The following is an 18471-nucleotide window of genomic DNA, read 5'->3' on the forward strand; positions in this document are numbered from 1 at the left end:
AAATGCTAAAAAAACAGGCAGATACGATAAGATTTTTATGTGCTGATATGGTTCAAGCCGCAAACAGTGGGCACCCGGGAGCTCCAATGGGACTGGCTGATATAATGGTTGTTTTATCAAAACACCTAAAACACAATCCAAAAGATCCAACGTGGCTAAACCGTGATAGGCTCGTATTTAGTGGCGGACACGCAAGTAGCCTCGTGTATAGTTTTTTATACCTTAGCGGATATGATTTAAGCTTGGATGAGCTTAAACGTTTTCGTCAACTTGGCTCAAAAACACCAGGGCACCCTGAGATCCACACCGCTGGGGTTGAAGTAGCTACTGGGCCATTGGGTCAAGGTATAGCAAATTCAGTCGGCTTTGCGATGGCGGCAAAATCAGCGGCAAATTTATTAAACACTCCAGAAAATGAGCTGATAAATCATAAAATTTACTGCCTTTGTGGCGATGGCGACTTGCAAGAGGGCATAAGCTATGAGGCTTGTGCTTTAGCTGGAAGACTTGGGCTTGATAACTTAGTGCTGATATATGACTCAAACCACATTACCATCGAGGGTGACACAGCTATAGCGTGGAGCGAAGATGTGAAGCTACGTTTTGAGGCACAAGGATGGGAGGTCGCACGTATAAATGGACACGATTATGACGAGATAGAATTTGCCATAAGCGAGGCGGCAAACAAAGAGGCCCCATATCTCATAATCGCGAATACAAGCATCGCAAAGGGTGCTGGTGAGCTTGAAGGCTCTCATCATAGCCATGGAGCACCACTAGGTGAGGAGATCATCCGTGTAGCAAAAGCTGCAGCTGGATTTGACCCTGAGCTTAAATTTCATATTGATGATGATGTACTTTTACGTTTCCGTGTGGCGGTGGAGCTAGGAGATCTAGCCCAGGCTGAGTGGAATAAGCAGCTTTTAAATTTAGATAGTGATAAAAAGCAACTTTTAGATGAGCTTTTAAATCCTGACTTTAGTAAAATTTCATATCCTGATTTTAGCGATAAAAAGTGTGCGACAAGAGATAGTAATGGAGCGATATTAAACGCCATAGCAACGGCACTACCCGGTTTTATAGGTGGCTCAGCCGACCTTGCTCCATCAAATAAAACAGAGCTAAAAGGTAGAGGCGACTTCCCATATGGAGCAAACGTGCATTTTGGTATTAGAGAGCATTCGATGGCAGCGATAAATAATGCATATGCTAGATACGGGCTATTTTTGCCATTTTCGGCAACATTTTTTATATTTAGTGACTATTTAAAGCCAAGTGCAAGACTAGCAGCACTTATGGGACTAAAGCATTATTTCATTCTAACTCACGATAGTATCGGCGTTGGTGAAGATGGTCCAACACATCAGCCTATTGAGCAACTTAGTCAGTTTCGTGCTATGCCAAATTTTTATACATTTCGTCCAGCCGATGGTAACGAAAATGTAGCTTGTTGGCAAGTCGCTTTAAGTTTAAATGCACCAAGTGCTTTTGTACTAAGTCGCCAAGGACTCGCACCGCTTAGTGGTGGCGTAGTAGGTAGCGTAAAAAATGGAGCGTATCTATTAAAACGAAGTGAGAATGCCAAAATAACGCTAATAGCGAGTGGTAGTGAGGTAGAACTAGCCCTTAAAACTGCTACGATTTTAGCCACTGATAGCATAGGAGTAAATGTCGTATCAGCCCCATGCTTTGATTTACTTTGCGAACAAGATAGTGAGTATTTAGAGCAAATTTTAGACAAAAATACTAAGATCATCGCAGTAGAAGCCGCTAGTGCATTAGAGTGGTATAAATTTGCTGATTATGTCTATGGTATGAGTAGCTTTGGTGCATCTGGTAAGGCCGATGACCTGTTTAAACACTTCGGTTTTGAGCCAAATGCGTTAGCGACTTATGCCAAAAGTGTGCTTTGATGGATATTATACAAGTTATCGTTTTAGCCCTAGTGCAAGGTATTAGCGAGTTTTTACCGATATCTAGTTCGGCTCATCTTGTGCTAGTACCAAAGCTCTTTAACTGGGTGGATCAAGGACTTGCCTTTGATGTCGCGGTACATATAGGTACACTTGTAGCGATTATTATCTACTTTAAAGACCGTATTTTTAGACTTTTAAGTGATTTTTTCGTCTCCATTATAAAACATAAAAGTATTGGCGAGAGTTCGCTTGTGTGGGCAGTATGCTTTGCGACCATACCAGCTGGATTATTTGGTTTGGCATTTAATGACATAATAGAGAAATATGCTAGAAGTGGTGTTATGATCGCGGTTATGACGATCATTTTTGGCATAGTTTTATATGTAGCTGATAAAAATGTCGGTACAAAAAGCGAGTATGATGTAACGATAAAATTAGCTTTGCTTATCGGTTTAGCTCAAGCTTTGGCTCTGATACCCGGCGTTTCACGCTCTGGCGTAACTATAAGTGCGGCTTTATTGCTTGGATTTTCAAGAGTGGCGAGTGCAAATTTCTCATTTTTGATGAGTATTCCCGTAATACTTCTAGCTGGTGGACTTGAGAGTTTAAAGCTTATTAAAGATGAGACGACACATATTTATTCATGGAGTGATTTAGGGCTTGCATTTGTGCTAAGTGCGGTAAGTGCGTATATATGCGTTAGGCTATTTATGGTATTTATTTCAAAGGTAAGCATGTTGCCGTTTGTGATATATCGTATTTTACTTGGAATGTTTTTATTGGGAATTTTTCTATAAAATTTAGGCGGTTTAAAGCCGCCTTTTAAATTTATTTTAAAGCTTTTTCTATATCGCTTAACATTATATCCATCGAGTGAATACCACCTTCGCTTAGATACCAAGGTGCTGGAGTGAGATAGAAAATTTTATCACTTTTATATGCTCTTGTCTTTTTGACTAGCTCATTGTCTATCACCTCTTTTGCGATCTTTGCACCTGGTTTTGCGATAGCACTATCACGATCAAGGATAAAAAGATACTCTGGGTCAAGTTTTACAAGTAGCTCAAAAGATGACTCATTGCCATGCGTTGAGCCGACATCTTTTGCTAAATTTTCAAATCCAGCATCAGTTGTTATCATCGCACAACGTCCACTGTTACCGAGTGTGTGAAGGCTTGAGCTTGTTACTAGCCCTATGATAGCACTCTTGCCATTTGCCTTTTGTTTTATCGCGTCCATACGTTTGTCAAAGCCACTCACGATACCATCAACTTTGCCATCAAGTCCAAAAATTTTAGCTATCGTAGCTATGTTTTGCTTCGCACTTTGCAGACTTCCGTTTGCATAGTTTATCTCTAAATGCACAACTGGAGCGATCTTTGAAAGCTCATCGTATTTTGGTGCCAATCTACCACTGATAAATATCACATCAGGTTGTGAGCTGATGAGCTTTTCCATATCTACCTCTTTTGCAGTACCGATATTTATGATCTTTTCGTTATTTACGTATTTCATTAGGTATTCTATCTTTTGAGACTTTGGCATAGCTACGACATGATCGCCAACTCCAAGTGCATCGATAGTGTCTAGTGCAGCCAGATCGATAGTCGCTACTCTTTTTGGATTGAGCGGAACTTTGAGCGTTATAGGCTCTTTCTTACCGTTTAGTGCGTTTACCTCAACATTGGTCGCTGATAAATTTAAAGAGCTTAAAAGCCCAACTACAAGTAAAAATTTAAAAAATTTTTGCATTATGCCTCCTAAAAATATATTGATAATGGTTTGTCGTGGATATTTAAAATTTCAAAATCCACATTGTAAATTTCTGATAAATTCTCCTTTGTCATCACATCATTGACTTCACCGTATTTTACGACTTTGCCATCCTTAAACGCACAGATATAGTCTGAGTAAAATGCAGCTAAATTTAGCTCGTGAAGCACCATAATGATCGTCTTACCAAGCGTTTGAGATAAAAATTTGACATTTTTCATCATCTGTATGGAGTGATAGATATCAAGGTTGTTTGTCGGCTCATCAAGTAGCACGAATTCCGTATCTTGTGCTATAATCATCGCTATAAACGCTCTTTGACGCTGTCCACCACTAAGCTCGTCAAGATAGCGTTCAGCAAACTTAGTAAGCTGCATTTTTTCAAGTGCATCATCTACGATTTTTACGTCATTTTCATCCAGTTTTGAGCCACTATATGGAAAGCGTCCGAAGCTCACCAGCTCTCTGACACTAAGCTTCATTGCTATGTTATTGCTTTGGGTTAATATCGCGAGGTGTTTAGCTAGATCTTTGCTCTTATAATCGCTTAAATTTTTACCACCAAATATCACCTCTCCGCTATCTTTTTGTATGAGTCGTGAGATTATGTGCATTATAGTTGATTTACCAGCTCCATTTGGGCCGATAAATGATGTTATTTTACCGCGTTTTATCTCAAAGCTTACATTATCGACGACATTTGTGTCGCCATATCTTTTTATCAAATTTTTAACCTGCATTAACGCCCCTTATTTACTAGCAAAAGATATAAGAAATATACGCCACCAGCGATATTTACAAAGACTGAGATGGGTATGGCTAGATCAAATATACGCTCGACTACAAATTGTCCACACACGAGCACGACCATACCTATAAATGCCGAGGCTACGACAAGATAGCTGTGGCGGTAAGTTTTAAAAATTTGCCTTGCTAAATTTGCGATAATAAGCCCAAGAAATGATATAGGGCCTACAAGTGCCGTAGCGATCGCGATAAATAGCGTAACACCGAGCAAAAGTCTTGCAATAACTCTATCATAATCTACACCTAAATTTATAGCCTCATTTTTACCAAGTGCAATCACGTCAAGCACAGCCAGATCGCGACGATAGTAAAATGTAAGTGCTACGACAAATATAAGAGCAAATGCGAGTATATCGGTATTTACGTGTGAAAAACTAGCCACTAGTGATGCTAAAAGTGTGTCGTATTCATTTGGATCCATTATACGAACCATTGTGCTTTGAAGCGATAGGAAAAATGTCGCCATAACCGTTCCAGCAAGTAGTACATAAAGCACATTATACTTTGTAACGCGAAAAAGATAGCTATAAATGATAGTTGCCAATATCCCCATAAGCACAAGATCGCAGAAAAAGCTGATATATTTATTACTCGCTAAGATACTAGCTGAGCCAAAGAAAAAGACAATTGCTGTATGTATAACTAGATAAAGCGAGTTCATGCCTAAAAGGCATGGTGTTACAATTGTATTGTTTATGATAGTTTGAAAGACCATCGTAGCTGCACCAATACAAAATGCTGTTATCAAAATAGCCCCAAGTTTTGGTAGCCTAATACTCAAAAAATACTCAAAAAATTTAAAATTTATATCATAAAATAGATAAAAGATACAGAAAATAATGCTCAGTCCGATAATGCAAAAAAGGCGTTTTTTGAGTGCTATCATTCGCATTTGACTACCTTTGTGTTGGTATTTAGCCGTGTTTTTGGGGCTTTTAGCTTATATATTAAAAGCACAATAAATATCACACTGCCGATCACTCCAGCGATAAGCTCGATAGGAAGCTCATAAGGAGCTATCAAAACACGACCAATAAGATCGCATATAAGGACAAATATCGCTCCAAATAATGCTGTATCAAGTAGTGTGCCTTGCAGCCTGTCTCCTTTAAACATTGTTACTAAATTTGGCACGATAAGCCCTATATATGAGATCGTACCTACTACGACCACGACCGAAGCGGTCAGCATAGCTGCAATACTAAGTCCGAAAAATAGCACGAGATTATATGGAACGCCTAAATTTTTAGAGAAATTTTTACCCATTCCAACGATATTGAAGTGGTTAGCATAGATAAATGCGATAAACACGAGCGGAACGACAAGATAGACTATCTCGTATCTCCCACGCAAAATGAGTGCAAAGCTACCGGTTAGCCACGTGGAGAGTGTCTGCACCATATCGTATTTAAATGCGATAAAATTTGTAATACCACCAATGACGTAGCTAAACATAATACCCACAAGTGCAACCATAACAGTATCTTTAAACTGAATGCTTTGAATAAATGCCACATATATCCAAGTACCTATCATCGCCGATATAAAGGCAAATATCGCACGCGAGTAAAGTGTTGAATCAGGTATAAAAACGAGTGCGATGAGTATACCAAACTGAGCCGATGCTATCGTGCCACCAGTCGTTGGTGAGACAAATTTATTCATACAAAGTTGCTGCATAATCAGCCCTGCTACACTTAGCCCTATACCAGAGCATATGATCGCTAAAAGTCGTGGGATACGCGATATAAGGAGCGTTTGTATCTGCTCTATGTCGCCACTTAAAATTCCAGCCACATCGACATCTAAGACGCCAACAAATAGCGAAATAAAACTAAGAATAAGAAGTAAAATGAAAAGAATTAAGCTTGAACGCAAATTTATACACCTAGTTATTTTGATAATCATTATATCATATAAAGTTAAAGTATTTTTAAATTTGATATTTTGAAATGGTTATAAATTTTTGGTATAATGCCACTTCTTTGGGTAGATGTCCGAGTGGTTGAAGGAGCACGCCTGGAACGCGTGTAGGTGTAAAAGCCTCGAGGGTTCAAATCCCTCTCTATCCGCCACATAACATTAATTTTATTAAATATAATTTAATATTGTTATAAACAAAAATAACTGGTAATATCACGGACAATGAATAAAATTTAATAAATTTAAAGACAGGTGTCCGTAAAAATACTAAACGATACGAAAATCAAATCTTTAAAGCCAAAGGATAAACGTTATAGGGTAGGTTATGGAGATAATATCTTTACGTGCAGATTATGCCAAGTGGGATATTTATATATGAGCTTAAGAGTAAAAGCACAGGTAGATATAAACGTATAAGTTTAGGAGTATATCCAATCATAATGGCAAAGACAAAAAAGACTTGAATTATAGTGGAAGTGCCACTAACAATTCCACCGCTCTACTCGCCAGGATGTGAATTTTATTTATAAATCTATGGCTATAATTTCTTTAAATTTATAATGACATATGAAAACTTTACGAATCCTATTTCCATAGTGGTAAAGTGGGATTAATTCTGATTATTTTTTGATATAAATTTGCTCTGACATATCATTTCAAAAGGAGTAAATAGTAAAACTATAATCATTGAAATGGAGTAGGATTTTGATAAAAACTAAATGATGATAGATTTATACAGTCGATAAGTTGATGCTTCAGCAAAAATGAGTAGCTGAAATTTTAACCCAAAACGCTTCAGATATAGTTATAATGTTTGGTGGCAAATGACTTATCTCAACGCCGAGTAACTGCCACAACTCATATGATATGGTGTTAAGCAATATTTTATAAGAGAATGCAAAGAAACTTTTGATGATCGTAAAATATCCATTTAAACGCGAGAAAATTATGATAGCTGAATTAGCAATGCAAGATATGACTGAGTGAGAGGAACACTATTTTACCGATATATCTTTAAATTTTATCACGTCAAATGGGTAAGCAAATAGCAAAAATCTAACGTAGTGATGTGAGAAAAATAGTATCAAGAAAACTAGTGATTTATTTAGATATTGACGTGATGTCGCCTGAGTTTTTAGCTCCACCACATAAGCTAGTGACATATGCTGCGGGACATACAAGCTTGAAATAAGCATTTAGAGTGGTTGCTGATATTTTTAAATTTGCTGAAATTATTAAATTTATCACTATAAATTATTCTCTATAAAGTATCTAGTTATCTACAATGCAGTAGTTTTGATTGGTTTTTATATAATATATCTAATAGCTCTTGCATTTTTATCGTCAGCGATTTTTAGCTGATCTTTGCTATCTTTGACAAAAATTTAAAAGATATGCCATTAAACGGTGGACATCAAATGAGTAGGCGTCCTTATAGAATTTTAAAAGCACTTTAGCTTAGATTTTTTAATAATTTTTCATCACTATCGTATGATGTAATAATAAATTACATCTCAAAGCCGTTTAAATTTAGAATTTATGGGTCGGCTTAGAATATGTGTCTTTCATTCTTAAAAATTTCAAACTACAAAGCTATGCAAATATGTTACTAGACACGGCGTAAAATTATATCAGATAGTTCTTGTTTGGCTGTTTAAGAGAAATCGTATCGATAGCTAGAAAATATACGTCGTAGGACTTTATATAATACAACTTATAAAAAGTGCCAAGCAAACTAGTTTAAAAGGCATAAATATATACTCGCCTTTGTCGAGGTAAAATTTAAATATCAAATCACATACACCGCTAAGGATATGTGGATTTAAATTTTACAACTGGCATAGTAGCCTTTATACCTTTTTCTGAGAACTCATTTATATCTTTGTCAAGATAAGCTCTCATACTAACTTCGCCGTATTCTCTGTGGCTAAGTGCAAATAATACAAGTCTACCATATTGCGTAGTGTAGTGATAGATGTTATGTTCTAGCACACTTTCATTGTTTATCTTAGCCATAATCACAAAATCAAGCACAAAATTATTACCTACTTTGCGTTCATCATACCGCACGTAAAACCCGTTAGCTTTCATCTGCTCTAGTTCAGTTATCTTTACTTGCTTGGCATCTTTTGGTGATGTTTTGGCTTCTAATACATCGATGATAAGCATATCATTGTAATGTTCTACGCTTTGACCGCTAGGAACATACTCTTGTTTAAAGTAGCCTTGGAGTGGATTGGTACTGTATTTTAACTCAAATTTTACGCCATTAAAGTCTAGATCTAAAGGTGTAAAAAACGAGTTTACGGCGTAAGAGCTAGTTACTGTTAGCATTGCTAAAAATAGCAAAGATATAAATTTACGCGTCATTTTAACTCTTAAAATGGCTTAAACACGATCATCCATATAATCACCAACATTGCAACCGTCGGCACTTCGTTATACGCACGGAAAAACATACCGTTTTTATTACAGCGTTTCTCACGAAGCAGTTTCATGTATCTACCAAGGTCAAGATGATATATAGCCATAAGCACGACTGTTGTTATCTTAACATGGATGTAGCCAGAGCGTAGTAGGTCAGGCATAGCGAGGATGATTAAAATCCCAGTTGCAAATGAGCCAATAAGTGCGATCCAGCCGATGTAGTGATACATCTTATACTCCATAACTTCAACAACTTTTACAAAATCAGGCTTATCCATATTTTCAGCGTGATAGACATAAAGGCGTGGCTGATAAAATAGCACAGCCATCCATGATACGAAAAATATGTAGTGCACAAACCTAAAATAACTATAATACTCTGTGAAAAATTCCATTTCAAACTCCTTATTTAAATAAAATTTCTTTTCTAGCCTCAAACTCAGCTTTACTTATTACACCACTATCGTATAGCTCGTATAATCGCTTTAGATCAGCCTCTTTATCCTGCATCTTTAACTTGCGTTTTAGCTCATCTTTGAGTAAATTTTTATCAACATAAGATCCTACTAAAAACACATCTACAAGCCACCAAATAGCCCAAATCGCAAGGAAAAAGTAGCCTATAAGTACGATTTGAAATATAGTTCCAATAAAAAATAACCCCATCATCAAAAATCCGCTTATAAATTTACCCAAATATATGCGGTGAGCACCGAGCCAACCAACGAAAAACCAAAGAGCGTAAGCGATATAAATATTATTACCCAAATTTCACCTTTCACGGTTCGTCTTTTCTGCTATATTTTGTTAAAATCTGCAACACACTTTATATGCTCCATTGTGCGTTTTGATTTACTATATCTAGCGGAAAATACCTTGCCTTATCTTTTATAAATTTTACTTTTAAATTTAGAAGGTTTATCTAATTTTCTAGCCTTGTCACTTTGCGATTACTCATAAAACTTTGCCATAAAATAATAACAATTGCGATGTCTATCATAACGTCTGCAAGATTAAAAACAGCAAATTCAAACCACTTATGCCAAAAAACATAATCCACTACTCCGCCGTGGATAAATCGGTCAAAGATATTTGAACTACCAGCCCCTAGGAGCGTCCCTATAGCTATCGTGTGAGCTTTAAGAAGTTGCTTTTCACGTATCAAATATCCCAAAATTCCCACTATCAGTCCAACTTGGATAAATTTAAGCCACTCACCTAAAAAGGCAAACATAGAAAATGCCACGCCTTTATTATACGTAAGAATAAGCGAGAAAAACTCACCATCGTATCTTCCATTTCCCGCTACATATAGCCACTTTATCGCCTGATCTATAGTAAAAATCACTATAAATGCGATAAAAAATTTAACTAAAATTTTACGCATTTAAGGCTTTTATAAAAAATTTCTCAACTTCATCCATTCGCTTTTCAACTAAGGCTGCATTTTTGCCTTCAAGCAAAAGGCGTATTAAATTCTCTGTCCCAGAGTATCGAAAAAGTGATCTTATACCATCATTTTTCAGACTATTTTCAAGCTCTTTTAGCCCTGCTATGCTCTCAAGTGGTTTTTTCTCAGTTATCTTTAGATTTAATAAAATTTGTGGGTATGGCGTTATCTCGCCAAATAATTCACTCGCTCTTTTGCCTTTTTGAAGTAGCATAGCAACGACTTGCATTGACGTTACTAGTCCATCGCCGGTTTTTGCAAAATCATTAAATATCACGTGTCCGCTCTGCTCACCGCCAAAATTTATCCCTTCTTTTTTCATCATCTCAAGGACGTATTTATCGCCAACATTTGCACGGTGTAGTTTTAGTTTGTGTTTGACAAGATAGTCTTCAAGTGCAGCATTACTCATTATCGTAGCAACCACGCCACCGCCTTTTAATGCCTTTTTCTCGTTCAAAAATACACCAAGCACACCAATTATAGCATCACCATGCACGACTACTCCGTTTTCATCAACGACAACTAATCTATCAGCATCGCCGTCGTATGCAAAACCTATGTCTGCACGTAGCCTTTTGACTTCGTTAGCTAACTCTTCTGGATGTAAAGCCCCACAGCTTTGGTTGATATTGCTACCGTTTGGTTCGTTATTTAGCACAATGACATCAGCTCCAAGCTCCCTAAACACAGTAGGTGCCACCTTATACGCCGCTCCATTTGCTACATCTAACACGACACGTAAATTTTTAAGCGTCAAAGACTTTGGAAATGAGTTTTTTATCTGCACGATATAGCGACCTATAACATCGTCTATTCGCTTGTTTGCACCGATATCTGTCATAGTTTTTTGTGCATTTGCTATCATCTCATCGTCAAAATAAATTTTCTCTATTTCACGTTCAATATCCTCTTCAAGTTTATCGCCATTTGCGTTAAAAAATTTAATACCATTATCGTAAAATGGATTGTGACTTGCACTTATCATTATGCCCGCATCACACCGCATATCCTCAGTCAAAAATGCCACTGCAGGAGTTGGCATAGGGCCTATCTGAAGCACGTTATAACCAACTGCCGTAAGCCCTGCAACGATGGCTGTTTCTATCATATAGCCACTTTTTCTTGTATCTTTGCCGACTAAGATTGTATTTGTGGTTGAGTATTTTCTAAAATAAATCCCAGCTGCCATCGCTAAACGCATAGATGTCTGTGCTGAGAGCTTCTCTCCGGCCTTTCCACGAACCCCATCAGTGCCAAAAAGTTTCATTTTTATATCCTACTTTAAATTTATTTCAAAAATTTTATAAGTTTATGAGCAAAGCCATAGCTGATCGATATTTTTATACTATATAGCAATGCAAACAGCTCATCGCCGAAGGAGGTAAATAAAGCTTATAAAATTTTGTAACTTCTCTGCTAAAATTTGCTATTATTGTAGCAGAAAAATGATAAAAATTTAAACTATTATAAAAAGATTTAAATTTTTCTTAAATTAAGCAATATTTAAATGTATTTTTTATATAATCACCGACTAAAATTATAAAAAAGGTAAATTATGGCAAATCATAAATCTGCTGAAAAAAGAGCAAGACAAACTATAAAAAGAACAGAGAGAAACAGGTTTTACCGCACAAGACTTAAAAATATAACAAAAGCTGTGCGTGTAGCCGTTGAGTCAAAAGACCTAAATGTCGCTACTGAGGCATTAAAAATTGCAAACAAAAGTATTCATAGCTTTGTAAGTAAAGGCTTTATGAAAAAGCAAACTGCGGCTCGCCGTGTTAGTCGTCTAGCTCAGCTTGTAAACACTCTAAAAGTTGCATAAAATTTTTAAATGCTTGCCGACAAACTCCAGCCTTTTTTGGTTCGTTATAATGAAATTTCTGCACTTTTAAGCGATCCAAATATTATAAATGATATAGAAAAGATAACTAAACTTTCAAAAGAGCAATCATCTATAGAGCCTATCAAAAATGCGGCAAGTGAGTATCTACAAACACTAAATGATATAGAAGAAAACAAGGCTTTATTGGATGATGCAGAGCTTGGCGAACTTGCAAAAGATGAGCTAAAAGCGGCTCAGATTCGTAAAGATGAGCTTGAAGATGAGATAAAAATCCTACTCCTACCAAAAGATCCAAACGACGATAAAAATATCTTTCTTGAGATTCGTGCTGGTACAGGTGGCGATGAAGCGGCACTATTTGTAGGTGATCTTTTTAATGCCTATATCCGCTATGCTGAGATTCGTGGCTATAAATTTGAGATAGTTAGTCAAAGCGAAGGTAGTGCTGGTGGGTTTAAGGAGATTATCTTGCTTATAAAAGGAGCTGGTGCATACTCAAGGTTAAAATATGAAGGTGGCACTCACCGTGTGCAACGTGTGCCAGAGACCGAGAGTCAGGGGCGTGTACATACCTCTGCGGTTACAGTTGCCATTATGCCTGAGATTGAAGATAGCCAGATAGAGATAAATCCAAATGATTTGCGGATAGATGTTATGCGTAGTTCAGGACACGGCGGACAGTCGGTAAATACCACTGATAGTGCCGTACGTATCACACACATACCAACTGGAATCGTGGTAACTAACCAAGATGGCAAAAGCCAACATAAAAATAAAGAAGCTGCCATGAAAGTGCTAAAAGCACGGCTATACGAGATGCAAGAGCAGGAGCGTTTAGCAAAAGAGATGAGTGATCGTAAGAGCCAGGTCGGCACAGGTGATCGCAGTGGGCGGATACGCACATATAACTTTCCACAAAATCGCATAAGTGACCACAGAATAAATTTAACACTTTATCGACTTGATGCGATAATGGCTGGCGGACTTTTTGATGAGATTATAGACCCGCTTATTGCTTATCATCAAACAGAAGCACTACTTGAAGCTGGGCTTTAGACTATAAATTTAGAAAATTCTATGATTTTTTTACTTAAAATTATATTGTTATATTTTGATTGGTTAAGATAAATTTTTAATAAAAATTTTAGAGATTATTTCTCTAAAATATGTAAAAATTCAGTGGTATTTAAAGCCTTATGATTTCTATTTTGTGTTTTATCGGCCTTAAATCGTTGATACTCTTTTTTAACTAGATCATACTTACCATATCTTTGCAAAATTCCCCTTATATCACTCTCACTCATTAATCCTTCATTATTATAACTTAAAAAGATATATTTAAATTTTGCATTTTTTACAAGGTTTTCAAACTCTGATTTTACAAGTGATTTTTGACAGTATTTTGAACGAGTATAATCCCTTAGTCCAGTTTTGCCTTTTGGTATAAATTTATCATAAAGTGCGATTGTATTTAAAATATGATAGTTTGTAACCTTTCTCACATTTTTCGTAAAAAATTTTTCTCATTTTTCACCTTAATGTAAAAAATGGGAATTTTATCCATCAAACTCCACATTAATCATATAGCTTGTAGTGCTTAGGTTATGCGATACACTTTTAATGCTAAACTTGTTATTCTCAAGCCCTGCTACGCCTATTACTTTTAGTTTTCCGCCCGCTCTTAATTCTCTGCCGGCACAGCTTAAATTTCCATTTATCCCACCCCTTTGTAGTTCATTTAGCTTTGCTTCACCTTTTTTAAAAGCTTCATTGTCGCTCTTTGGTTCAGGGATTGTGAGTTTATAGGTTTGCTCTCCGTTTCCAATTTTAGTCTGTTTATCTTTGCCATCTTTTAAATCATGCCACTGCACAATTACGGCTGAGTAGCTATTTCGGTTTGCTTCAGTGACTGATAAGCTTTTACAATCGGTCAGAGCTATCTTAAAGCTTGGTAAATTTTCATTTTTAGGCGTGTTTGATGTTTGGCTCTCATCGCCTTTGGCGTCTTTTGCTGTGATTATGATTGTGTTATTTGCTACTTTCATAATATAGCCATACTCAAAGCAAAGCCCATATAAAAAGTCAAGATCGTTAATATCGTTTTGCAAGGTTGAAGCTATGGGTTGATCGTTTGTGCTTGTTTTTATGCTTAGTTTGTTTTCATTGGCTATTTTTGAAGCTATGCTAAAAAGGCTAGTATTCTCCCAGCTTCTACGTTTAGCTATCTTCCCTGGACTTGCAAAATTTACAGCTGTTGCTCTTACTTCTGTTGTATTGGCTTTGTAATCACGTGTAGTTGTTTGGACGCTAAATTTACCGCAATGAAATAGATTATCACCATATCCCAACCAAAGCTCCAGCTGATCTCCAAATATAGGTTTTGCATAAATTCCATTAACAACAAAGCTTATCTCATCACTTTCGCTTCCCTCTTTATCTTCATAGTTTAGGCTTATTAAATTTGATTTTATTTTGGCGGTGATGTCGTTACCTTTAGCTAAAAGCTTGAAATTTGGTTTTTTTACCATAACGTTTTCTCGCTTTTTCTCGCTTTTGCTTTTATTTCAGGTAAAAACACCTTATCGCCTGCTTTTAAAATAGTATTTAGATAGCTATTAAAAGCTAAAATTTCAGTGAAATTTGCTAATGTGCCGTAGTGTTTATAGACGATAGTATCAAGTCTTTCATTATCTTTAGCTATGTAAATTTTCATATAAGTCCTTTACTGCTCGCTATTGGCGAGCTAAATTCAAAGCTTAGTACCGCTCGTAGTCTCAGTGCGACATACTCGGGTTTTTCGTTCAGACGCAGACGACCAGCAGCGGTCATCCTATAAATGCCTTTACTCATAATCCCTTTTAAGCTCCAAGCTAAACCCTTGCGTAAAAAATAGTCCATTGTCAGTAAAAACAGCTTGGCTTTCACTTATCTTTACGATTACAAATTTTCCTAGATATTTGCCATAACCTGTTACTAGCGGATAGCTAATACCTGCCTTAGCTAGAGTGTAAAGCTCTTTTAATGCATCTTGCTTATCTCCGCTATACGGCAAGGTATGTCCGTCTATCTTTATGCTCTCACTTCCTAAATTTGCACGAAATAATGCAGGATAGTTTCCTATCCTATCGCTTGAGCTTATACCAAACTCACTCTCACGGCTTATGCCATCAGTCTGCTTCCAATTAAATTTAAATCCGCCTAATGATAAGACCATGAATAATCCTTTATAATACAAATTGCTTTACGTTTAAGCCTTAGCAAAAACCAAAGTATGTCGCATAGTGACTACAAGCGGTGCTACGCTTTGAATTTACAAGTAGCAAACAACGTTTATTGTCCTATAATGCTTCTATTTTTAGCATTCATCTCATCAGTCCTTAAGGCTCTTTTTACACTAGCTACCAAAGCTCGCTCAAACTCAGCCATATCAAATTTGCCGTTATTTGTTGCGATATTAAAGTCGCCACTAAAATTTACATTTATTGTGGCTCCGTTTGTAGTCATTGCTAGTGCACTTTTAGCCATGCTCGGAGAAGTCGTATTAAATCTATCACTCAAAGCCGGTGCTTTTTCACCATCTTTTTGCGTCTCATCATTAAACCAGCTAATGGGGTTATACCAACTACTCTCTTTGCTATCACCTATACCTAGCTTATCACCAGCCCAGCTAGTAGCTTTACCTATTAAGTCACCTATGCTTGATACAATCTCACTTATCCAGCCAAACTTATCACTCACCCAATCAAAAAATCCGCCAAATAGTGAGTTCCACCACTTAATTACCGGATCAAAAACAAAGCTTATAAAGTTGCTAATATCACTCCAAAGATCGCTAAAAAATTGTGTCGTGGCTTGCCAGTATGGTGCAACATTATCCCAAATAGAGCTAAAAAACGCTTTTACCTTATCCCAATTTTTAATGAGCCAAGATGCCGCCATGCCTATACCTACGACTAAAGTGCCGATACCGGTGCTAATAAGCGCTAGTTTCATCATACCAATACCTTTTATGGTTCTCAAGAAACCGGTATGTAAAAATCCTAAAGCTTTGCTAAATCCGATCGAAACTGCAGTTGCTGTCTTTGTAGTCGCCGTCCATGCGATACTAAGCGTTAGTGCCGTTTTTAGCCTTGCACCTACCAGCCATACGCTAAAGGCTTGATATTTTAAGGCTAACGCATGAGCTAACGACCTTGTTCTTGCTACCATAGTGAGTGGATTTAGCCATTTTAGAGCCTTTGCCATGCTTATAAATCCGTCCGCCGTTGCTAGAGCTGCTATTTTTGTAAGCAATAAAAGCGGCTTAAAAATCATAAAGCCTGCTACGGCATAACTAAGACCCGTAGTAAGAGATGGAAATTTTATACTCATATCGGTTATAAAATTTCCTAGTCTTGATAATGTGTTAGCTAGCGTATTGGCTAGCGGCAAAAATACTTCGCCCATTATAGAGCCTAAGTTTCGCCATGACTGAGTAAGTCTTTCTATGCCTGATTTTGTAGTGTCAAGTTTTACTTGCAACTCTTTTTTTAAGCTGCCCGTAGCTTCATCCGAAAAGGCTAACGCCATATTCTTTTTAAGATCATCTACGTTTGTAACAAGTCCGGCTAGTTCATCGCTAAAATTTCCGCCCACAAGGTCATATAAAAGACCTGCTTGCATATGTTTAGGAGCTTGCGAAATTCTCTCTATAAAAAGAGCAATAGCACCTGCCGCATCTTTTTGTAGAGCCGTCTTTAAATATTTTGCATCAAGTCCAATCGTATTTAATGCCTTTTGAAAGCTCTCACCCTTTTTATCAGCCATCGATAGTCCTGAGTATAAAGCATTTAGCGATGTTCCCACGACCGAGCTAGCCTTACCGGTACTTAGCATAGTAGCAGCTATCGCGGATGCCGCCTTTTCATTTAGTCCTATTAGGTTTGCATTTGCGGCGGTAAGCGACGATGCGGTAAAAATATCACTTGCATTTGCGTTTGTTACCTTATTATCAAGCAAATTTACGGCATCAAACAACTCAGTCATCTTGTTTATATTATCTATTTTAAAACCCACTTTCATATTATTACTAGCAGTCAAGAGTTCCTGTGCACTCATTTCAAACGCAACCGAACCGGTAGCTAATAGCTTTGTGTATTCTATTAGCTCCTTTCCTTTTAAATTTATTTTACCGCCTCCGCTTGCTATGTTTGCTATATTTGCAAAACTCTCACCAAGCTCGTTTGATGCCTTTCGCATCTCATTTTTTAAGGCAAGCAAATTTTCTTCACTATCATCTACGTATTTTTTAACATTGGCAAAAGCGGCTTCATCGTCTATGGCAAATTTAACGGTCGTGCCAAACATGCCGCTAGCTAGAGCATTATTTACGGTTGCAAGTTCGCTTAGCGTGTTTTTTAGGCTAGCACGGATGTTTTGCCGGAGACTATCAAGCTTGACGCTATCTAATTTCTTTATAACATTATAGGTCTCTTTTATGCCGTCTGTAGCATTTGTAAAGCTTTTACGAAGGCTTTTTATCTTACTTAATCCTCTAACCGCCAATCCTATACTTATGCCTATACTCTCTTCTTGCATTTATATCCCTTTTGTAATATAATCAGCTTATAAAAACGCACAAAGGTTTTAAATGTTAGCTTTTATGACTATTTTTACTTCTCTTTTCTTGCTCTTTTATTTTATACCGACGGCTCTATATGTCGTTTTAGGACTTGGTTTTTTAGCTATCTTTATCGGTGCGTTAGGATTTGCCTTAAATACGGCGAATAAAACCTTAGAGTACATAAAAAGCAAGGCATTTAAGTAGCTTTTATCTTTAAAATTTCACCCGCTATCTTTAAAAACTTTTGATATTCATCTAAAGAAAAATCCATTATTTCACTAAAAGAAAAGCCTAGCACGTGTGCTATCAAGCCAACGCCCTCATAAGTGGGCACTATCCTAAAAAACGAGAAACCTCCTTTAATATTTCGCTGCATTCGCGAGCAGGCATATCATCAAGCTCAGCTTCGCTTAGGCATGTTAAATTTGAAGCCATTTTAAAGATTATATCGCTATCGCTTCCACCACCGCTCATTGCAAACCTTAGATCACGACCCTTTGGATGTCTTATTTTTAGCTCTTTATCGCCGTCTAGTTTTATGATAGTGTATTTTTCACCGTTTTCTTCTACGATGTTATTATTCTCTACTTTTGCTTTTTTCATCTCTTATCCTTTCAAATTTTATTATTCGCCTAGATTACTTCTAACTTTTCCTAGATAATCCACTCCACCTATTAGACATATCATGTTTTCTACGTCAAACAGCACCATAGGTATTTTGCCT

General features: G+C 36.9%; 23 protein-coding genes, 1 tRNA gene and 1 pseudogene. 6 read left to right on the forward strand and 19 right to left on the reverse strand.

Annotated features, from left to right (window positions below; all coding sequences use genetic code 11):
* Nucleotides 1–2: 2 nt before the first annotated feature.
* Together tkt and KDE13_RS08205 are read left to right on the forward strand one after the other, a co-directional pair.
* Nucleotides 3–1913 (forward strand): transketolase, encoded by a 1911-nt coding sequence (gene tkt / locus KDE13_RS08200; RefSeq protein WP_212142352.1) that lies wholly within the window; start codon nucleotides 3–5, stop codon nucleotides 1911–1913.
* Entirely contained in the window at nucleotides 1913–2713 is an 801-nt protein-coding gene (locus KDE13_RS08205) for an undecaprenyl-diphosphate phosphatase (RefSeq protein ID WP_212142351.1), read from the forward strand. Before tkt ends, KDE13_RS08205 begins: the two co-directional genes overlap by 1 nt.
* A 31-nt stretch (nucleotides 2714–2744) precedes the next feature.
* On the opposite strand, the gene KDE13_RS08210 is transcribed toward KDE13_RS08205, so the two are convergent.
* From KDE13_RS08210 to KDE13_RS08225, 4 genes are read right to left on the reverse strand one after another with little or no spacing between them, the layout of a single operon-like run.
* Nucleotides 2745–3668 (reverse strand): siderophore ABC transporter substrate-binding protein, encoded by a 924-nt coding sequence (locus KDE13_RS08210; protein ID WP_212142350.1) that lies wholly within the window; start codon nucleotides 3666–3668, stop codon nucleotides 2745–2747.
* 8 nt (nucleotides 3669–3676) lie between these two features.
* Entirely contained in the window at nucleotides 3677–4429 is a 753-nt protein-coding gene (locus KDE13_RS08215; RefSeq protein WP_212143483.1) for an iron ABC transporter ATP-binding protein, read from the reverse strand.
* Nucleotides 4429–5388 (reverse strand): iron chelate uptake ABC transporter family permease subunit, encoded by a 960-nt coding sequence (locus tag KDE13_RS08220; protein WP_212143485.1) that lies wholly within the window; start codon nucleotides 5386–5388, stop codon nucleotides 4429–4431. The genes KDE13_RS08215 and KDE13_RS08220 overlap by 1 nt, the downstream gene beginning before the upstream one ends.
* Nucleotides 5379–6374, reverse strand: a complete 996-nt coding sequence (locus KDE13_RS08225) for an ABC transporter permease (RefSeq protein WP_212143487.1) — start codon at nucleotides 6372–6374, stop codon at nucleotides 5379–5381. The genes KDE13_RS08220 and KDE13_RS08225 overlap by 10 nt, the downstream gene beginning before the upstream one ends.
* A gap of 109 nt (nucleotides 6375–6483) precedes the next feature.
* On the opposite strand from KDE13_RS08225, the gene KDE13_RS08230 reads away from it, so the two are divergent.
* Nucleotides 6484–6571: transfer RNA gene (locus tag KDE13_RS08230), tRNA-Ser, on the forward strand.
* An 843-nt stretch (nucleotides 6572–7414) separates the two neighbouring features.
* On the opposite strand, the gene KDE13_RS08235 is transcribed toward KDE13_RS08230, so the two are convergent.
* The 6 genes from KDE13_RS08235 to glmM form a co-directional block, all read right to left on the reverse strand.
* A complete protein-coding gene (locus KDE13_RS08235) occupies nucleotides 7415–7615 on the reverse strand; it encodes a hypothetical protein (RefSeq protein ID WP_212143489.1) in 201 nt (66 codons plus the stop codon).
* Nucleotides 7616–8225: 610 nt separating this feature from the next.
* The gene (locus tag KDE13_RS08240; protein ID WP_212142346.1) at nucleotides 8226–8789 is read right to left on the reverse strand and encodes a hypothetical protein; all 564 of its coding nucleotides are present in this window, start codon (nucleotides 8787–8789) and stop codon (nucleotides 8226–8228) included.
* Nucleotides 8790–8797: 8 nt separating this feature from the next.
* A complete protein-coding gene (locus KDE13_RS08245) occupies nucleotides 8798–9241 on the reverse strand; it encodes a CopD family protein (protein WP_212143491.1) in 444 nt (147 codons plus the stop codon).
* Nucleotides 9242–9251: 10 nt separating this feature from the next.
* Nucleotides 9252–9614, reverse strand: a complete 363-nt coding sequence (locus tag KDE13_RS08250; RefSeq protein ID WP_212142345.1) for an NINE protein — start codon at nucleotides 9612–9614, stop codon at nucleotides 9252–9254.
* Between the two features lie 154 nt (nucleotides 9615–9768).
* On the reverse strand, nucleotides 9769–10233 hold the full coding sequence (gene lspA / locus KDE13_RS08255; RefSeq protein ID WP_212142344.1) for a signal peptidase II: 465 nt from the start codon (nucleotides 10231–10233) through the stop codon (nucleotides 9769–9771).
* Nucleotides 10226–11566 (reverse strand): phosphoglucosamine mutase, encoded by a 1341-nt coding sequence (gene glmM / locus KDE13_RS08260; protein ID WP_212139679.1) that lies wholly within the window; start codon nucleotides 11564–11566, stop codon nucleotides 10226–10228. Before glmM ends, lspA begins: the two co-directional genes overlap by 8 nt.
* Nucleotides 11567–11854: 288 nt before the next feature.
* Between glmM and rpsT the strand changes: the two genes are divergently transcribed.
* Both rpsT and prfA read left to right on the forward strand, forming a co-directional pair.
* The gene (gene rpsT, locus KDE13_RS08265) at nucleotides 11855–12124 is read left to right on the forward strand and encodes a 30S ribosomal protein S20 (protein ID WP_212139680.1); all 270 of its coding nucleotides are present in this window, start codon (nucleotides 11855–11857) and stop codon (nucleotides 12122–12124) included.
* 9 nt (nucleotides 12125–12133) lie between these two features.
* Nucleotides 12134–13201, forward strand: coding sequence for a peptide chain release factor 1 (gene prfA, locus KDE13_RS08270; RefSeq protein ID WP_212142343.1), 1068 nt, complete (start codon nucleotides 12134–12136; stop codon nucleotides 13199–13201).
* A gap of 95 nt (nucleotides 13202–13296) precedes the next feature.
* On the opposite strand, the pseudogene KDE13_RS08275 reads toward prfA, so the two are convergent.
* From KDE13_RS08275 to KDE13_RS08300, 6 genes and pseudogenes are all read right to left on the reverse strand, one after another.
* Nucleotides 13297–13632 (reverse strand): annotated as a pseudogene (locus KDE13_RS08275) (DNA adenine methylase); the annotation flags it as partial.
* A 69-nt stretch (nucleotides 13633–13701) separates the two neighbouring features.
* Nucleotides 13702–14673 (reverse strand): phage late control D family protein, encoded by a 972-nt coding sequence (locus tag KDE13_RS08280; RefSeq protein ID WP_212143495.1) that lies wholly within the window; start codon nucleotides 14671–14673, stop codon nucleotides 13702–13704.
* Complete coding sequence (locus KDE13_RS08285) at nucleotides 14667–14858, reverse strand: tail protein X (RefSeq protein ID WP_212143497.1); 192 nt, start codon at nucleotides 14856–14858, stop codon at nucleotides 14667–14669. The genes KDE13_RS08280 and KDE13_RS08285 overlap by 7 nt, the downstream gene beginning before the upstream one ends.
* Nucleotides 14855–14995: a hypothetical protein gene (locus tag KDE13_RS08290; RefSeq protein WP_212139764.1), complete on the reverse strand. Its 141-nt coding sequence runs from the start codon at nucleotides 14993–14995 to the stop codon at nucleotides 14855–14857. The genes KDE13_RS08285 and KDE13_RS08290 overlap by 4 nt, the downstream gene beginning before the upstream one ends.
* Nucleotides 14988–15359 carry a phage tail protein gene (locus KDE13_RS08295; RefSeq protein WP_212143498.1) on the reverse strand — a complete coding sequence of 124 codons (372 nt, stop codon included), beginning with the start codon at nucleotides 15357–15359 and terminating at the stop codon, nucleotides 14988–14990. Before KDE13_RS08295 ends, KDE13_RS08290 begins: the two co-directional genes overlap by 8 nt.
* A gap of 116 nt (nucleotides 15360–15475) precedes the next feature.
* On the reverse strand, nucleotides 15476–17722 hold the full coding sequence (locus KDE13_RS08300; RefSeq protein WP_212143500.1) for a phage tail tape measure protein: 2247 nt from the start codon (nucleotides 17720–17722) through the stop codon (nucleotides 15476–15478).
* Between the two features lie 52 nt (nucleotides 17723–17774).
* Here KDE13_RS08300 and KDE13_RS08305 point away from each other — a divergent pair, with 52 nt between their 5' ends.
* Complete coding sequence (locus tag KDE13_RS08305; protein WP_212142511.1) at nucleotides 17775–17951, forward strand: hypothetical protein; 177 nt, start codon at nucleotides 17775–17777, stop codon at nucleotides 17949–17951.
* Here the strand turns inward: KDE13_RS08305 and KDE13_RS08310 are convergent.
* The 3 genes from KDE13_RS08310 to KDE13_RS09610 are packed head-to-tail and all read right to left on the reverse strand — an operon-like array spanning nucleotide 17944 to nucleotide 18458.
* Entirely contained in the window at nucleotides 17944–18081 is a 138-nt protein-coding gene (locus KDE13_RS08310) for a hypothetical protein (protein WP_212142512.1), read from the reverse strand. The two genes, KDE13_RS08305 and KDE13_RS08310, sit on opposite strands and share 8 nt — an antisense overlap.
* Nucleotides 18081–18350, reverse strand: a complete 270-nt coding sequence (locus tag KDE13_RS08315) for a phage tail assembly protein (protein WP_212142513.1) — start codon at nucleotides 18348–18350, stop codon at nucleotides 18081–18083. Before KDE13_RS08315 ends, KDE13_RS08310 begins: the two co-directional genes overlap by 1 nt.
* A 21-nt stretch (nucleotides 18351–18371) precedes the next feature.
* Nucleotides 18372–18458, reverse strand: a complete 87-nt coding sequence (locus KDE13_RS09610) for a phage major tail tube protein (protein ID WP_267873713.1) — start codon at nucleotides 18456–18458, stop codon at nucleotides 18372–18374.
* Nucleotides 18459–18471: the final 13 nt, after the last annotated feature.

This window comes from Campylobacter anatolicus, assembly GCF_018145655.1.
GTDB lineage: Bacteria > Campylobacterota > Campylobacteria > Campylobacterales > Campylobacteraceae > Campylobacter_A > Campylobacter_A anatolicus.

Bases quoted from the DNA above. Each gene is read 5' to 3' on its own strand.
- tkt (WP_212142352.1), top strand. From the start codon at position 3: ATGCTAAAAAAACAGGCAGATACGATAAGATTTTTATGTGCTGATATG.
- KDE13_RS08205 (WP_212142351.1), top strand. From the start codon at position 1,913: ATGGATATTATACAAGTTATCGTTTTAGCCCTAGTGCAAGGTATTAGC.
- KDE13_RS08210 (WP_212142350.1), bottom strand. From the start codon at position 3,668: ATGCAAAAATTTTTTAAATTTTTACTTGTAGTTGGGCTTTTAAGCTCT.
- KDE13_RS08215 (WP_212143483.1), bottom strand. From the start codon at position 4,429: ATGCAGGTTAAAAATTTGATAAAAAGATATGGCGACACAAATGTCGTC.
- KDE13_RS08220 (WP_212143485.1), bottom strand. From the start codon at position 5,388: ATGCGAATGATAGCACTCAAAAAACGCCTTTTTTGCATTATCGGACTG.
- KDE13_RS08235 (WP_212143489.1), bottom strand. From the start codon at position 7,615: ATGCTTATTTCAAGCTTGTATGTCCCGCAGCATATGTCACTAGCTTAT.
- KDE13_RS08240 (WP_212142346.1), bottom strand. From the start codon at position 8,789: ATGACGCGTAAATTTATATCTTTGCTATTTTTAGCAATGCTAACAGTA.
- KDE13_RS08245 (WP_212143491.1), bottom strand. From the start codon at position 9,241: ATGGAATTTTTCACAGAGTATTATAGTTATTTTAGGTTTGTGCACTAC.
- lspA (WP_212142344.1), bottom strand. From the start codon at position 10,233: ATGCGTAAAATTTTAGTTAAATTTTTTATCGCATTTATAGTGATTTTT.
- glmM (WP_212139679.1), bottom strand. From the start codon at position 11,566: ATGAAACTTTTTGGCACTGATGGGGTTCGTGGAAAGGCCGGAGAGAAG.
- rpsT (WP_212139680.1), top strand. From the start codon at position 11,855: ATGGCAAATCATAAATCTGCTGAAAAAAGAGCAAGACAAACTATAAAA.
- prfA (WP_212142343.1), top strand. From the start codon at position 12,134: ATGCTTGCCGACAAACTCCAGCCTTTTTTGGTTCGTTATAATGAAATT.
- KDE13_RS08280 (WP_212143495.1), bottom strand. From the start codon at position 14,673: ATGGTAAAAAAACCAAATTTCAAGCTTTTAGCTAAAGGTAACGACATC.
- KDE13_RS08285 (WP_212143497.1), bottom strand. From the start codon at position 14,858: ATGAAAATTTACATAGCTAAAGATAATGAAAGACTTGATACTATCGTC.
- KDE13_RS08290 (WP_212139764.1), bottom strand. From the start codon at position 14,995: ATGAGTAAAGGCATTTATAGGATGACCGCTGCTGGTCGTCTGCGTCTG.
- KDE13_RS08295 (WP_212143498.1), bottom strand. From the start codon at position 15,359: ATGGTCTTATCATTAGGCGGATTTAAATTTAATTGGAAGCAGACTGAT.
- KDE13_RS08300 (WP_212143500.1), bottom strand. From the start codon at position 17,722: ATGCAAGAAGAGAGTATAGGCATAAGTATAGGATTGGCGGTTAGAGGA.
- KDE13_RS08305 (WP_212142511.1), top strand. From the start codon at position 17,775: ATGTTAGCTTTTATGACTATTTTTACTTCTCTTTTCTTGCTCTTTTAT.
- KDE13_RS08315 (WP_212142513.1), bottom strand. From the start codon at position 18,350: ATGAAAAAAGCAAAAGTAGAGAATAATAACATCGTAGAAGAAAACGGT.
- KDE13_RS09610 (WP_267873713.1), bottom strand. From the start codon at position 18,458: ATGGTGCTGTTTGACGTAGAAAACATGATATGTCTAATAGGTGGAGTG.